We start from the raw sequence: 14,730 nt of genomic DNA, 5'->3' as shown, positions 1-14,730 counted from the left end.
TTCAGGGCCTTACTCTCTCGGTGAAAGCTCTTCTACCGTGACGTTCAGCGCGGCCGCTACTTCTTCAATAAGCTGATCATTCGGAAGCCTGTTCCCGCGTTCAACCTCGCCTAAAACAGACACGGATATGCCAAGGTCTTTTGCAAACCCTTCCTGGGTAAATCCTTTTAATTTTCGAAAAGCGCGAATACGTCTTCCCCATTTTTCTGCTGCTTCCATATTCGTACCCCTTCTTTGTCCGGTAGTTGATCGATTATGACTGAAAGCGGCTGATTGCTTGCTTGTATATGAATATTCTGGTCTATCTCATATAACGGGATTAATACGAACGAACGCTCTAACATCCTAGGGTGTGGAATAATTAGTTGCTCTGTTTCAATATTTTCATGATTATAGAGTAAAATGTCAAGGTCCAAAGTCCGGGGACCCCACCTGATGTCCCTTTTTCTTCCGAGACTCTGTTCAATTCCCTGCATGACAGACAGCAGCTCAAACGCTGTCAGATCTGTGCGGACGGAGAGCACCATATTTAAAAATGCATCCTGATTCTCATAACCCACCGGATCTGTCTCATAAATAGAGGAAATTTCCTCCACCTTAATAGAAGAATGTTCATTCAAGCTCAGGATCGCATCTTTTAAATAGCGCTCTCTGTCTCCGATGTTGCTGCCAAGAGCAAGAAAGGCTCTGTTCATGAGCGTCCTCTCCTGATCTCCACGGCAACATAGTCGTAATGGCCGGGAATAGGCGGGTCCGGCTTGTAAAGTTTTACTGTGCAGAAGCTTACCTGCTGAAATTCTTCAAGAACATCCGCCGCGATTTTCTCGGCGACAGCTTCTACAAGCTTGAACGGCTTTCCTTCAGCAACACCCCTGCAAATTTTATAAAGCGAAGCATAATTGACCGTATGCTGCAGATCATCTGTCTGCCCTGCCTGCTTTAAATCAAGCTCAATGGTCAGGTCAGCCCGAAAACGCTGGCCGAGCTTCGTCTCTTCAGGAAAAACACCATGATACCCGTAAAACTCCATCCCGTTCACAAAAATTTTATCCAAGCTCAGCCGCTCCTTTTCCAATCATGGCATCCATCATTTTTGCCATTCTTGCAATTCCTTTCACATCATGCACCCTCACAATGCTGCATCCTTTTTCGATTCCGAGGCACACTGTAGCCCCTGTACCCTCCATTCTATCAGAAGGCGGGAGATCAAGTATGCGGCCGATGAAGGATTTTCTTGATGTTCCGAGCAGGACCGGATACCCCAATTGAGTGAAAGTCTCCAGATTTCTCATGACCTCAAGATTATCCTCCATCGTCTTCGCAAACCCGATGCCCGGGTCAAGAATAATTTTGCTGTCCTTGACACCTGCTATTTTGGCGATCGAGACACTTTCATTCAAATCCGAGATCATGTCCGGAATCAGCGCGTTGTAATTCCGTTCCGGCCGGTTATGCATGAGGATAATCGGCACATCGTACTTTGCAGCAACAGCAGCCATCTCAGGATCTGCTTTTGCCCCCCATACATCGTTTAGAATCGTTGCTCCGGCAAGAACAGCCTGCTCTGCCACTTCTGCTTTGTAAGTATCAATGGAGATTGGAACACTGATTTCTTTAGAAAGCTCTTTAATAATTGGAACAACTCTCCGGATTTCTTCTTCAGCAGGGACAAAATCCGCGCCTGGGCGTGTCGACTCTCCCCCGACATCAATGATATCCGCTCCGTCTGCAATCATTTCCTTCGCGTGGGCAAGCGCCGTCTCTATGCGGTTAAACCTGCCTCCATCCGAAAAGGAGTCAGGCGTCAGATTCAAAATCCCCATAATCAATGTCTTTTCATAAGGATTTAATCGGTACGGTCCGCAGATCAGATCCTTTTTATCATCAGCTAAAATGGTGTCCATTTTTCATCAATCCTTTACAGCTCTTCTCTGCTTTTCAGCATTCTGCTTTGCTTATAAATCCTTTTTAGTGTTTGCGTTACAGCGCCATTCTTTCCTGAAAAAACGCTAGAGCCAATTTCTTTCAGCGGAATGATTTCCTGAACAGAGTTCACGGCAAATACTTCATCAGCCTGAAGCAGCTCATCTGCTGTAAAACTGCCTTCCACCCATCTCATTTCCTCTTTTTCCAGACAGCGGATGACGAACTGCCGGGTGATGCCGTTCAAGATCCCTGTATCCAGAGAAGGTGTATACACACACTCATCTTTTACCCAGAAGAGATTTGAGACAATCCCTTCTGCCACAAACCCGTCTTTCGTAAGAAAAATCCCTTCAACCGAAGGATCATTTCCTGCTTCACGCTTCGCCAGAACATTGTTCAGATAATGATGGGACTTGATTCGTTCTTTTCCTTCAGGCGTATTTCTCGGAACAGACAGAAGCACCCCTCGTTTTTCAAGGTCAGCCGGCAGCTCCGGCAGTTTCCTCATAAACATCATGACAGTGGGCTCACGATATTCCAGTGCACCGAACATCAGTCCGCCGTCCCCCGCTGATACGTTAAGGCGCACCGATACATCCTCATCCTGCAGATCGTTAAGCAGAAGCAGATGCTGAATGACCTCTTCTATATTCAGGCCGGAATCATCCAACTGAATATTCAGCTCTCCCATGGCTTTTTGCAGCCTGCTCATGTGATCATTCAGCAAAAATGGATGCCCCTTATAGACTCTGAACGTTTCAAACACCCCAAGACCATAAAGATACCCGTGGTCAAAGGGAGAGATCCTGGCATCCTCTGCCTGAATGAATTCGGAGTTCAGGTAAATATACATCAGATTTTTTCAGCAGGCCGGTGCGTTTTAATGAAGTTGCCGAGCAGATTTTTCCCAAAGGATGTCATGATTGACTCCGGGTGGAACTGCACGCCTTCAACCGGCAGTGTTTTATGGCGGATTGCCATGATTTCGCCTTCTTCGGTCCAGGCTGTGATATCAAAGCAGTCAGGCAGTGTTTCTTTTTTCACAATAAGTGAATGATAGCGGGTAGCTGTAAATGGATTTTCAATATCTTGAAAGATCGTTTTGCCGTCGTGGTGCATTTCGGATGTTTTTCCGTGCATCAGGCGTTCTGCGCGGACAACATCTCCCCCGAAAACCTGCGCGATGGATTGATGTCCAAGACAAACTCCGAAAATCGGAATTTTTCCCGCAAAGCGCTCAATGGCAGCCATGCTGATTCCAGCTTCATTCGGACTGCACGGGCCAGGAGATATCATGAGGAAATCCGGAGCCATCTCTTCAATTTCATCGAGCGTGATCTCATCGTTCCTGCGAACGGTAAGCTCCTCCCCAAGCTCCCCTAAATACTGCACCAGGTTAAACGTAAACGAATCATAGTTATCAATCATTAAAATCATTCTCTCTCACCTCATACTGTCATAGTCTCTTCTTCGCTCAGCTCTTTCGCCCTAAGCAAGGCCTGCGCCTTCTTAAGCGATTCTTTATATTCGTGTTTAGGATTGGAATCGATGACAATTCCGGCTCCAGACTGGATATAGGCATGTCCGTCCTTCGCAAGCAGCGTGCGGATGACAATGTTCATTTCCATATCTCCATTATACCCAATCCAGCCGATCGATCCTGTATAAATGCCTCTTCTTGTCGGCTCAAGCTCCTCAATAATTTCCATCGTTCTGATTTTGGGAGCTCCCGTAATCGTCCCTCCCGGAAAAACACCTTTAAGGACGTCCATATAATCTTTTCCTTCTGCAAGCAGGCCGCGGACATTTGAAACGATATGCATCACATGTGAATATTTTTCGATGACCATAAACTCGTTTACTTCGACCGTACCGTATTTGCATACTCTTCCAAGGTCATTCCGTTCAAGATCGACAAGCATAACGTGCTCGGCACGTTCTTTCTCATTTTCAATCAGTTCCGAGGCAAGCTTTTGATCTTCTTCTTCACTTTCCCCTCTTGACCTTGTTCCCGCAATCGGCCTTGTGCTTGCGTGTTCGCCGTCTATTTTTACCAATAGCTCAGGCGAGCCGCTGACAATCTGGAAATCCAGCAGATCCAGGTAAGCCATATACGGCGATGGATTTACTTCCCTCAGGGTTTCATACACTTTAAGCGGATGCACCTTCAGAGGTTCAGTCTGCCTGACAGACAGGTTCACCTGAAAAACATCTCCGTTTGCGATGTATTCCTTGATTGTCTCAACAGCATCCATAAACGACTCTTTTGTAAACCGGTGCGGGGATGCAGGATTTCCGGTTCCGCCTACTGGCTTATGAAGAAATGCAGCTGTCTGTTTTTCAAACCAGCTCTTCTCCATTTCAGCTATTCTGTTTTGCGCCTCTTTTAGGTCAGCTTCAGATGAATAGTGGGTAATGAACCAGATTTCCTTTGTCTGGTGATCATAAACGGCCAGATCATCAAAAAGCAGAAAATATAAATCCGGTGTTTCAAGATCGTCGATCGAACGGCTTTCAAGCTTCTCAAACACTCTTACACAATCATAGCTGAAAAAACCGATCGCCCCTCCCTGGAAATCCGGAAGCTCATCATTCTTTACGGTGTTAAACTGACTGAACCAGCTCCTGAACTCATCAAGAATATTTCCTGTCCGCTGTTCAGTTCCGCTCTTTGTCTGGATTGAAAGGACCGAATCTTTCCCTTTAATGACCGCTGCCGGGTGAAGGCCCGCGATGCTGTACCGGCCGCCCCTGCCGCTTTCAAGGATCGCGTGACGCTCCTCGTTTCTGGATAGATGCTGATATTGTCTGAAGAAATCAAGATTGTAAGCCGCTTTCTTTGCAAGCGGTTTTCTCTCAAGGTGCATGCTTAACCCTCTCCTTAAAAACTCATAAGTTCATTTTACATAAAAGGGCGGAAGAATACATGTTGAAAATTTCTCCCATAAACAAAAAAACAGCCCAAGGGCTGTTTCTTGATTAATCAAATTGGTAAAGCGGCGTGCTTAAGTATCTTTCCCCGTTACTTGGGATAATGGCAAGAACCTTTTTGCCTTTACCAAGCTCTTTCGCTACTTGAAGGGCTGCTTTAATCGCTGCACCGGAAGAAATGCCTCCAAGAAGACCCTCTTCTCTTGCCGCTTTCCGCGCCACTTCAAAAGCTTCTTCATTTTTCACTTGAATGACACCGTCGTAAATATCCGTTTTTAAGATATCCGGAACAAATCCTGCTCCGATGCCCTGGATTTTATGAGGACCCGGTTTTCCTCCAGAAAGGACAGGTGAATCAGCAGGCTCCACCGCATAGATTTTTATATCAGGATAAGCTTCTTTAAGAACCTCGCCGGCACCCGTAATGGTTCCGCCCGTTCCGATTCCTGCTATGAATGCATCAAGCTGGCCGCCCATCTGACTGACAATCTCAGGACCTGTCGTACGGCGGTGAACTTCAGGATTTGCTTCATTTTTGAACTGCTGAGGCATGAAATAGCCATGCTCTTTTGAAAGTTCTTCCGCTTTTCTGATAGCTCCGCCCATGCCCTCAGGACCAGGAGTAAGAACAAGCTCGGCACCATACGCCCGAAGAAGATTGCGGCGCTCCATGCTCATTGTTTCAGGCATTACAAGAATTGCCTTAATCCCTTTTGCAGCTGCAACCATTGCAAGCCCGATGCCTGTATTTCCGCTTGTCGGTTCAATGATTGTATCGCCTTCTTTAAGAAGACCTTTTTCTTCGGCAGCTTCAATCATCGCAAGTGCTATGCGGTCTTTTACACTGCTTCCAGGGTTCATGAACTCAAGCTTTAAATATACATCTGCACTGTTTTCATCTACAATGCGGTTTAATTTGACAATAGGTGTTTCCCCAACCAGTTCGTGTATAGAATTTGCTACACGCGTCAATCTGACCACCTCTATTTCCGAGTATTTTTATTGGCTTTAAAAAGAATGTACCAAACCTCAGTCTGAATTGTCAATCTTTTCTTACTTCTCGGATAGGGCAAAATACTCAATTCTGTTTCTTATTCAGATGTGCCGCTGCCGTAAAACCACGTTACTCCCGCTTCTTCCCATAAAGGTTTTACAGAAACGGCTGATTCCATCTGCTCAAGGGCAATTTGCCGTCTGATCTGGTTCTTGGCTTCTTCAAATGAGTACTGCACGCCATTAACCTTCTCTTTCAGAAGGATGACAGAATAGCCGCTTTCACTTTTGATCGGCTTGCTCCACTTATCTTTTTTCAGCATTTCAGCTTCTTCGATATATTGAGCAGGCAGATAATCGTTTTCTGATGAAACATAACCAAGGTCTCCGCCCTCGTTTGCAGAAAACTCATCGATTGATTTTTCCGCAGCGAGCGCTTCAAAGCTCGAACCGCCCTCAAGCTCTTCGATTACCTTTTTCGCTTCCGCTTCTGTCTTTGTCACGATGTGAAAAAGGTGATACGTATCTTTAATGGAATAGAGATCTTGATTGGACTCGTAATAAGCCTTCAATTCCTTCTCCGGTATTTCAACATCTTTTGTCAGCAGCTCTTCAAGAAGCATGCTGTACCTGATCTGTTCGCGCAGCTCTCCGTCTTCTGAAAGCTGCTCGTTGTCGAGTGAATTGTACATGGACTTATACATTGTAAGCTCACGTTCAAGCTCCTCATCAGGGATGCGGATGTCATGCTTTTCAGCAAGCTCCTCAACAACCGTAAAATTAATCATTTCTTCAAGTGTTTCCCTGCCGAAACGATCTTCAAGCTCTGCCATCCACTGCTCTCTTGTTATTTCCTTATCTCCGACAGATGCAATGGATTCTGAGCTTCCGTTTGAAGCAGGTCCGATTGCAGCGATGCTGTCATCCTTTGTTAGAAAATATGCCAGAGTAAAACAGTTGATGATCACGAGTCCGAAGATTATCAGCCAGACCGCTTTTCTGTTCATCTCTCCATCTCCCGACCGCATGTTCAGCGCGCTTCTTCTTTCAGCTCTGTCAGTTCTTCTTTTGAAAAATGATAGCGTTCATTACAGAAGTGGCACTCTGCTTCTGCTTTGCCGTCCTCTTCAATCATGCTTTGGATTTCATCAGCTCCCAGACTGATAATGGCATTTGAAATTCTCTCGCGTGAGCAAGGGCAGTGAAAAGCAACCGGGTGCTGATCAAGAATCTTCACGTGGTCTTTGCCGAGAATTTCAAACAGAATTTCTTCCGGCGTAAGCCCTTTTTGGATCAGTTTCGAGATTGGCTCTACACTTCCAAGCCGTTTTTCAATTTCCGCAATCGTTGATTCGTCCGTGCCGGGCATGAGCTGAATGATGAAGCCGCCTGCCGCGAGGATTGTGTTGTCAGGGTTAACAAGTACGCCTACCCCAACGGATGATGGAACCTGCTCAGAGCTGACAAGATAATAGGTAAAGTCTTCGCCAAGTTCACCTGACACAAGTTCAACTGAACCTGTGAAATGTTCTTTCATGCCAAGATCCTTTACAACAGAAAGCGTTCCGGATGTTCCAACCGCTCTTGCTACATCAAGCTTTCCTTTTGCATTCAGGTCAAAGTGTGTTTGAGGGTTTGTCACATAGCCGCGAACCTCGCCTTTTGCATTGCTGTCAACGACAATCACGCCTATAGGCCCGCCTCCCTCCACTTTAATCGTCATTTTGCTTTCGCCTTTAAGCATTGAGCCCATCAGGACACCAGCCGTCATTGAACGGCCGAGGGCTGCAGATGCAGTCGGCCATGTCTGATGCCTTCTTTGCGCCTCTCCAACTGTGTCTGTTGTTTTGGCTGCGTATGCACGCACTTGTCCGTCAAACGCAAGTGCCTTTACAAGATAATCCATGTTTTATCACCTTTCCAATTAAATGCTGTTTCGTTCAAAAATCAGCTGAAGCCCTTTTAATGTGAGGAACGGATCAACGATGTCAATCACCTTCGACTCAGAAGCGATCAGCGTTGAAAGTCCTCCTGTTGCAATAACCTTAGGCTCTGCTTTAGACTGCTGTTTCATTCTCCCGACAATACCTTCAACCTGTCCGACATACCCATAAAGAATGCCCGCCTGCATAGCGCTGACAGTATTTTTGCCGATAATATCATCAGGTCGTGCAATTTCGATTCTTGGAAGCTTGGCTGCCCTCGAATAGAGAGCCTCGGTTGAGATATTGATGCCCGGAGCAATGGCGCCGCCCATATATTGTTTTTCCTCGTTGATATAGCAGTAGGTCGTCGCTGTGCCAAAATCAACAATAATCAGAGGACCGCCGTATAAATGGATGCCTGCCACCGCATTTACAATCCGGTCTGCCCCTACTTCACGGGGATTCTCATATTTAATGTTCAAGCCTGTCTTGATGCCAGGTCCGACAACAAGGGGCTTTTGTTTGAAATATTTTGTGCACATCCGCTCAAGCGAGAACATAATCGGCGGAACAACAGAGGAGATAATGATTCCTTTAATATCGGTCAGATGAATGCCTTCATGTTCAAAGAGGGATTTGATGAGCATGCCAAATTCATCTTCTGTTTTGTTGCGCGTCGTCTCAATGCGCCAGTGATGCTTGAGAGCATCTCCTTCAAAAACGCCTAAAACGGTATTTGTATTCCCTACATCCAGCACTAAAAACATATGTATCACCACTTTATCCAAATTCTTTTTCTCTGTATTCAATACTCTTTCATCATATCATGAAGCCAACTTAAATTTATGCAAAATTTATGTGTGCAGCCCTGTCTTCCCTCACTCATTTTAGTCTTTTTAGACAGTGGAATGCAAAAGGAAGAACCTGAAACGGCGTTAAAAAACCGCATGTTCAATGTGAACATGCGGTTTTGATGTATGATCAGTCTTCTTTTCGGTCTTCATGAATCTCAGATGTCTGCTCTTCATCCTTTTTTGGAAGGATGTTCACTTTTACATCTTCTTTCTTCTCATGTTCTGAAACCGGACGGTCAGGCAGTGTGCCGTGATCCACTAAATGCTTGATCTGCTCTGCATCGAGAGTTTCGATTTCAAGCAGGGTCTGAGCAATCAGTTCAAGCTTATCGCGGTTTTCAGTAAGGATTTTCTTAGCGCGCTCGTAGCATTCTTTGATAATGCGCTGTACTTCCATGTCGATTTCATGGGCAATCGCATCACTGTAATTCTGCTCGCTGTTAAAGTCGCGGCCTAAGAACACCTGTCCCTGGGACTGTCCGAATTGAAGCGGTCCAAGCTTGTCACTCATACCGAACTCCGTTACCATGCGTCTTGCAATGCCAGTGGCACGCTGGAAGTCGTTCGTCGCACCTGTGCTCACTTCGCCGAAGACGATATCCTCAGCCACACGGCCGCCGAGAAGTCCTGTGATTTTATCAAGAAGTTCAGGCTTTGTCATGAAATAACGGTCCTCTTTTGGAAGCATAACGGCATAGCCGCCAGCCTGCCCGCGAGGCACGATTGTTACTTTATGAACCATATCGGCTTCATCAAGAACTACACCGATAATCGTATGTCCGCCTTCATGATAGGCAACAATATTGCGTTCTTTTTTGGAAATAACGCGGCTTTTCTTGGCTGGACCTGCAATTACGCGGTCTGTCGCCTCGTCTATATCCGTCATATCCACTTTCTTCTTGTTGCGGCGTGCTGCAACAAGCGCTGCTTCGTTCAGCAGGTTCTCAAGGTCTGCACCAGAAAAACCAGGTGTACGGGCTGCGATGGATTTCAGGTTAACCGTGTCATCCAGAGGCTTATTGCGGGCATGAACTTCAAGCACCGCTTCACGGCCCTTAAGATCCGGACGGTCAACTGTGATTTGACGGTCAAAACGTCCCGGACGAAGCAATGCCGGGTCAAGAATATCCGGACGGTTCGTTGCAGCAATCATGATGATGCCTTCATTTCCGCCGAATCCATCCATTTCAACGAGCAATTGGTTCAGCGTCTGCTCGCGCTCGTCATGGCCGCCGCCAAGACCGGCGCCGCGCTGGCGTCCAACAGCATCGATTTCATCGATAAAGATGATACAAGGTGCATTTTTCTTTGCATTTTCGAACAGGTCGCGGACACGGGAAGCTCCCACCCCTACGAACATTTCAACAAAGTCAGATCCGCTTATAGAGAAGAACGGAACGCCGGCTTCACCTGCTGCAGCACGGGCAAGCAGGGTTTTACCTGTACCCGGAGGTCCTACTAGCAGAACGCCTTTTGGAATACGGGCGCCAAGCTCGGCAAATTTGCGCGGGTCTTTAAGGAACTCAACAACTTCGACAAGCTCTTGTTTTTCCTCATCTGCACCGGCAACATCTTTAAAGCGCACTTTTTTCTTTTCTTCGCTGTAGAGCTTCGCTTTGCTCTTGCCGAAATTCATGACACGGCTTCCGCCGCCCTGAGCCTGGTTGAGCAGGAAGAAGAAAAGAATAAAGATAATGACAAACGGTATGATGGATGTAAAGAATGTTACCCATCCGCTCGTTTCTTCTGCAGGAACAAATTTAACACTTGTTTTGCCCTGCGCTGCAGCATCCACACGGTCCAGAGCTTTGTCGCTCAGTACATGTGTTACAAACAGCTCATCTTTTTTATAATCATCCAGCTGGCCCTTTACTTCATATACTCCGCGAAGCGGCTGTATCGTAATTTCTTTCACGTCACCAGCTTCAAGTTTGGAAATGAACGTACTGTAAGTTAATGGCTCAGTTTTTGTGTTGTTTCCCTGGAAAAAACTGACGACTCCAATAACCACTAAAAAGATTAGCAAATAAAATATGGTATTACGGAAGATCCGATTCATTCCTTACCTCCTCCCACAGTAAACACAACTATTTTAAATAGTATCATAGAAAATCATTCCAATACAACTGATTGGCCGTTTTGGTACTTGACAAATGCAGCAATTACTTATTTTCATAAATTTCAGGCTTCAGAACTCCAATATAAGGAAGATTGCGGTAGCGTTCGATGTAGTCAAGTCCATATCCTACAACAAATGCATCCGGCACTTCAAAGCCCACATAATCAGCCTGAATATCCGCTTTGCGTCCTGTTGGCTTATCAAGAAGCGTCACAATGCTGATCGTTTTTGCCTTGCGGTAGCGGAAAAGCTCTACAAGGTAGCTCAGTGTAAGCCCGCTGTCGATGATATCTTCAATAATCAGGATGTCTCTGCCTTCTACTGAAGTGTCAAGGTCTTTCAGGATTTTCACTTCACCGGAAGATACTGTAGAAGTACCATAACTCGAAACATCCATAAAGTCCATTTCCAAGTATGTATCAATGTTCTTCAGCAGATCTGCCATAAACGGCATAGCGCCTTTCAGCACTCCAATAGCAAGAGGGAAGCGGTCTTTGTACTCTTCAGTAAGCTGCGCTCCAAGTTCCTTTACCTTGCGGCTGATTTCTTCTTCTGTTATTAATACTTTTTCGATATCCTGCTTCATTACAAGTTGCCCCCTACAAAATCATTGCTCTTTATATTGCAAAACAACGTAGTCACCTGCGCCGCACCCGGCATCTTCAAATGAAGACTTTTTAAGGCCGGGAAGCCAAAGGATCTTGCCGCTGCCATCTTCTAAAACAGGCCAGCTGTTCCTTCTATGGACCGGTACTTTTGCATCAATAAATATATCTTTTACTTTTTTCGTACCGTTCATGCCCTTGAGTTTGATTTTATCGCCCTGCCTTCTGGTACGGATAAGCAGAGGCTTGGTCAAAGACTTGGCCGGCATGACGAACACATCGTTTCCAGCTATCCATTCATCAGGCTTTCCGCTGATGATCTTACAAGTGAGGAGATGCCCGTCTGGAAGTACTGTGCTTGACGGGATCTGCACTGTCCTTGAAAATGACTGGTCCTTTATTTGTTCAAAAGTAAACAAACACGTTTGGTAGGATTTGATTACTTTAAGGCCGTCTGGATAATCTAGTGAACCGGAAGGATGTGTATGCGAGAGTAAGGATTGTAGACTCTCAATATGTATAGAAGAAAGGGAAGATGGTTGGTCTTCATAAAGATAGTTTAATATTAGTTGAATACATCTTCTTTGTAAAGGCATAGGCAGGGTGTTGAACAAATCGATATCGAGTTCGGCTTCGTGCTTTTCTTTCCTTTTCAATACTGTATTCAACTTTTCTTTCGATAATTCCTGTAAGAACTCTTCATCTTCTTTGAAAGTCCTGCTGAAATACTGAAATCTCCCGTGCACTTTCGGGTTCTCTTCCTTCAGGAATGGAAGAACCTGTTTACGGAAGCGGTTTCGGGTGTAATCAAGCTTTTCGTTGCTTGGGTCAAACCTTGGAGCCAGATGGTTCAGGCTGCAGTATTCGAGGATTTCCCTTTTATCAGCTGAAAGCAGGGGCCGGATAATGCTTCCGCCTGCAAACTCCCTTTGTTCCGATATCCCGGCAAGCGCTGTTCCCGCGCTGCCCCTTGTCATTCTCATCAGAATCGTCTCAATCTGATCATCGCCATGATGGCCTAAAGCTATGAACGGGGCATGATGCTTCTTCATGACACTTTCAAAGAAGGAATAGCGGCATTCTCTTGCCGCGCTCTGAAGGCTCATTTCAGGGTTTTCCTCCGCATACTTCGGGACATCGATCTGCACAGCTTCGCACAGAACATCATGGTTCCTGCAAAAGTCCTTTACAAATCCCATTTCAAGAGCGGATTCAGCTCCCCGGAACATGTGATCAACATGAGCGACAGCAAGACTCAGGCCGAATTCGGACCTAAGCCGGATAAATAAATGAAGCAGGGCGAGTGAATCAGGACCTCCTGATACACCTATGACGACTGCTGTGTCTTTCACTGCATAGTGTGTAAGAAAACGTCTGAAACGTTCTAGCATGGCATTCCTCTTTTATAGCATAGTCTTTGCGTACCTTCATACTATCATGACAGCTTTCAGCCCTGCAAAAAAGAAGTCCCCCGTTCACATATTTACCATAAATTCGCGCTACATCAGATAGTGATAGACGTAAAACGAGTAGATAATGCACAGTGCGGCAAGGATCATGATGGTTTCTACCCATCCTCCTGCCCTGCTTCTCTTTTTTGCTTTTACACGGACCGGCCCCTGACTTGCGGCATTGCCTGACGGCACGGGCCTCCCCGCTTTCGCCTGTTTGGACGCTCTGCTTTGCCGTCCATGCACCTGAGACGGTTTTGCCGCTTGAGCCTGTCCTGTCTGCACGCGGCTCTTCTGCTGTTTTTGCGCTGCTGAACCCTGCTCATAGAGCGACGTCAGAAAGTCTTTTTTCATATCAGCGGCATATTGGTATTTTCCCAATAACGCTTTTTTCAAAACAGCTGAATGCTTTCTTAAATAGGGGTGGTCCTGAATGACTTCCAGGAGCTGTCTGCCGCCCTCATCCTGCTTTTTAAACCGTTTGGGATGGACAGAGTTAATGACGATCATGGCAGCCGCAAACAAATCGTAGGACGGCTCAGCCCTGCGGGTGCCGAGACCCCAGTACCCTCTGTCAAAAAAGTCGGTAAACTCCTTGATCGACCTTCCATTCAGAGTTGTGCCCCCAACGTCAATAAACCGCAGCTTTACCGGCCGTTCTGCCACCATCAGATTTTCAGGCTTCAAGTCGCCGAATACCCATCCGGCCCTGTGCAGCTCCTCTAAATTCGACAGCAGCTGAACCGTCAGGACTCCTATCCATTCCATTCCCTGATTGCTGATGAAATCAAGGTACTGCTTTCCGCTTATATATTCCATTACATAGAACGGAACCCGCTCCCCCGTTCCAGGATGGATCCAGTCATCTACATCAACTAAAGCAGGCCCAAGGGAACTCCCCTGGACCTTTGAAAAGTGCTTAAGAACATTCACTTCAGACGTAATGGACATGCTGTTCCCGCTTACCTTCAAAGCGGCAAGTCCACTTCTCCCTTCTGCCAAGTAAACGATCCCTGTAGCACCCTGTCCAAGCGGCTTTACGATGCGGTACTTGTTATGATGCCACTTTCCTTCGACGACAGTGCCGGGCAGAAGATTACATGTTTGATTCATTGAAGTATTGTTCATCATCTGAAAGCAGGCTCCTTAACGAACGCTTTTTCTTAAACGAATGAATGCCATCGCGAATGGCAGGTCCCGTAGGCGTAATGCCGCCTGTTGTCAGCTTCGGGAAAATAGAAGAGAGAGATTCAAGTTTCGGCGTCCACTCAAGGACCGTTTCAACTTCTTCCTTTTTCCCAGGAAATACAGACACTGAAAATTGATTTTCACCTATTCTCGAATTCAGGCTGATTGATAAATCAAGCAGCGATTCTTTAACGGTCGGAAGCTTGGGTTTCATGCTTCCGCTTGTATCAACAAGAATCAGGATCTCCATGCCGATTGTTTCTCCAAGCTCATCGACTACTTCCATGACCTCGCCCCGTTTTTCGGGGGAGAGCTCCTCCATTGTCACTTTTTTGCCCAGAATCTGCTGCAGTTCGGAGTTCACAACACCCTGCAGAGTTTGAGTCATCGCCTGTCTGGTGACCATTTGAACCGTCTGAGACAGCTGTTCAGCATACACCACCTGGCTCACTCCGCCCCCGGACATCGCAATTCCTTCGATTTCATTTATCGCATCCTGGTCAACAATGTTTTCTTCCAGTATTCCAATGACGTTAACGGTAATCCCCTGTTCTTTTGCAAGAGCAGCCATCGCGACCGGATCTTCGCCATGATTGGAACACCCGTCTGTTATCAGCAGTATTTGTTTCAGTTTCCCTTTATTCATTGGTTCAGCCCCTCCAGGTATCCTCTTATCACCAAGGAAATAATGTAGTATCATCCTCGCCAGTAATAGAGAGTTTTATACTCTGAAAGAAG

General features: G+C 46.2%; 16 protein-coding genes. All 16 read right to left on the bottom strand.

Going from position 1 to position 14,730, the window contains the following annotated elements; all coding sequences use genetic code 11:
• Positions 1-9: 9 nt before the first annotated feature.
• Complete coding sequence (locus ACK1LH_RS00500; RefSeq protein ID WP_029286118.1) at positions 10-219, bottom strand: helix-turn-helix domain-containing protein; 210 nt, start codon at positions 217-219, stop codon at positions 10-12.
• Positions 168-695 carry a 2-amino-4-hydroxy-6-hydroxymethyldihydropteridine diphosphokinase gene (gene folK, locus ACK1LH_RS00495; RefSeq protein WP_029286116.1) on the bottom strand — a complete coding sequence of 176 codons (528 nt, stop codon included), beginning with the start codon at positions 693-695 and terminating at the stop codon, positions 168-170. Before folK ends, ACK1LH_RS00500 begins: the two co-directional genes overlap by 52 nt.
• Positions 692-1,054, bottom strand: coding sequence for a dihydroneopterin aldolase (folB, locus tag ACK1LH_RS00490; protein ID WP_029566252.1), 363 nt, complete (start codon positions 1,052-1,054; stop codon positions 692-694). Before folB ends, folK begins: the two co-directional genes overlap by 4 nt.
• Complete coding sequence (gene folP, locus ACK1LH_RS00485) at positions 1,047-1,904, bottom strand: dihydropteroate synthase (protein ID WP_029566251.1); 858 nt, start codon at positions 1,902-1,904, stop codon at positions 1,047-1,049. The genes folB and folP overlap by 8 nt, the downstream gene beginning before the upstream one ends.
• A 14-nt stretch (positions 1,905-1,918) precedes the next feature.
• Complete coding sequence (gene pabC / locus ACK1LH_RS00480) at positions 1,919-2,779, bottom strand: aminodeoxychorismate lyase (protein ID WP_203289330.1); 861 nt, start codon at positions 2,777-2,779, stop codon at positions 1,919-1,921.
• Positions 2,779-3,363 (bottom strand): aminodeoxychorismate/anthranilate synthase component II, encoded by a 585-nt coding sequence (gene pabA / locus ACK1LH_RS00475; protein WP_029286109.1) that lies wholly within the window; start codon positions 3,361-3,363, stop codon positions 2,779-2,781. The genes pabC and pabA overlap by 1 nt, the downstream gene beginning before the upstream one ends.
• 11 nt (positions 3,364-3,374) lie before the next feature.
• Complete coding sequence (gene trpE / locus ACK1LH_RS00470; protein WP_411334270.1) at positions 3,375-4,793, bottom strand: anthranilate synthase component I; 1,419 nt, start codon at positions 4,791-4,793, stop codon at positions 3,375-3,377.
• 112 nt (positions 4,794-4,905) lie between these two features.
• The gene (cysK, locus tag ACK1LH_RS00465) at positions 4,906-5,829 is read right to left on the bottom strand and encodes a cysteine synthase A (protein WP_029286105.1); all 924 of its coding nucleotides are present in this window, start codon (positions 5,827-5,829) and stop codon (positions 4,906-4,908) included.
• 119 nt (positions 5,830-5,948) lie between these two features.
• A complete protein-coding gene (locus ACK1LH_RS00460) occupies positions 5,949-6,857 on the bottom strand; it encodes a peptidyl-prolyl cis-trans isomerase (protein ID WP_411334269.1) in 909 nt (302 codons plus the stop codon).
• 23 nt (positions 6,858-6,880) lie between these two features.
• Positions 6,881-7,756: an Hsp33 family molecular chaperone HslO gene (gene hslO, locus ACK1LH_RS00455; RefSeq protein ID WP_029566245.1), complete on the bottom strand. Its 876-nt coding sequence runs from the start codon at positions 7,754-7,756 to the stop codon at positions 6,881-6,883.
• A gap of 18 nt (positions 7,757-7,774) precedes the next feature.
• Positions 7,775-8,542: a type III pantothenate kinase gene (locus ACK1LH_RS00450; RefSeq protein ID WP_029286099.1), complete on the bottom strand. Its 768-nt coding sequence runs from the start codon at positions 8,540-8,542 to the stop codon at positions 7,775-7,777.
• A gap of 214 nt (positions 8,543-8,756) precedes the next feature.
• Positions 8,757-10,688 carry an ATP-dependent zinc metalloprotease FtsH gene (gene ftsH, locus ACK1LH_RS00445; RefSeq protein ID WP_203289326.1) on the bottom strand — a complete coding sequence of 644 codons (1,932 nt, stop codon included), beginning with the start codon at positions 10,686-10,688 and terminating at the stop codon, positions 8,757-8,759.
• Positions 10,689-10,791: 103 nt separating this feature from the next.
• A complete protein-coding gene (gene hpt, locus ACK1LH_RS00440) occupies positions 10,792-11,334 on the bottom strand; it encodes a hypoxanthine phosphoribosyltransferase (protein ID WP_029566244.1) in 543 nt (180 codons plus the stop codon).
• Positions 11,335-11,355: 21 nt separating this feature from the next.
• Positions 11,356-12,744 carry a tRNA lysidine(34) synthetase TilS gene (gene tilS, locus ACK1LH_RS00435; protein WP_411334268.1) on the bottom strand — a complete coding sequence of 463 codons (1,389 nt, stop codon included), beginning with the start codon at positions 12,742-12,744 and terminating at the stop codon, positions 11,356-11,358.
• 108 nt (positions 12,745-12,852) lie between these two features.
• Positions 12,853-13,935 (bottom strand): serine/threonine-protein kinase, encoded by a 1,083-nt coding sequence (locus ACK1LH_RS00430; protein WP_282035230.1) that lies wholly within the window; start codon positions 13,933-13,935, stop codon positions 12,853-12,855.
• On the bottom strand, positions 13,901-14,638 hold the full coding sequence (locus ACK1LH_RS00425; protein WP_029286089.1) for a VWA domain-containing protein: 738 nt from the start codon (positions 14,636-14,638) through the stop codon (positions 13,901-13,903). Before ACK1LH_RS00425 ends, ACK1LH_RS00430 begins: the two co-directional genes overlap by 35 nt.
• Between the last annotated feature and the right edge of the window lie 92 nt (positions 14,639-14,730).

The sequence above is a fragment of the Metabacillus indicus genome, assembly GCF_046603695.1.
GTDB lineage: Bacteria > Bacillota > Bacilli > Bacillales > Bacillaceae > Bacillus_P > Bacillus_P indicus.
Note: the sequence above shows the minus strand (reverse complement) of the source record. Positions and strands in the feature narration are given on the sequence as shown.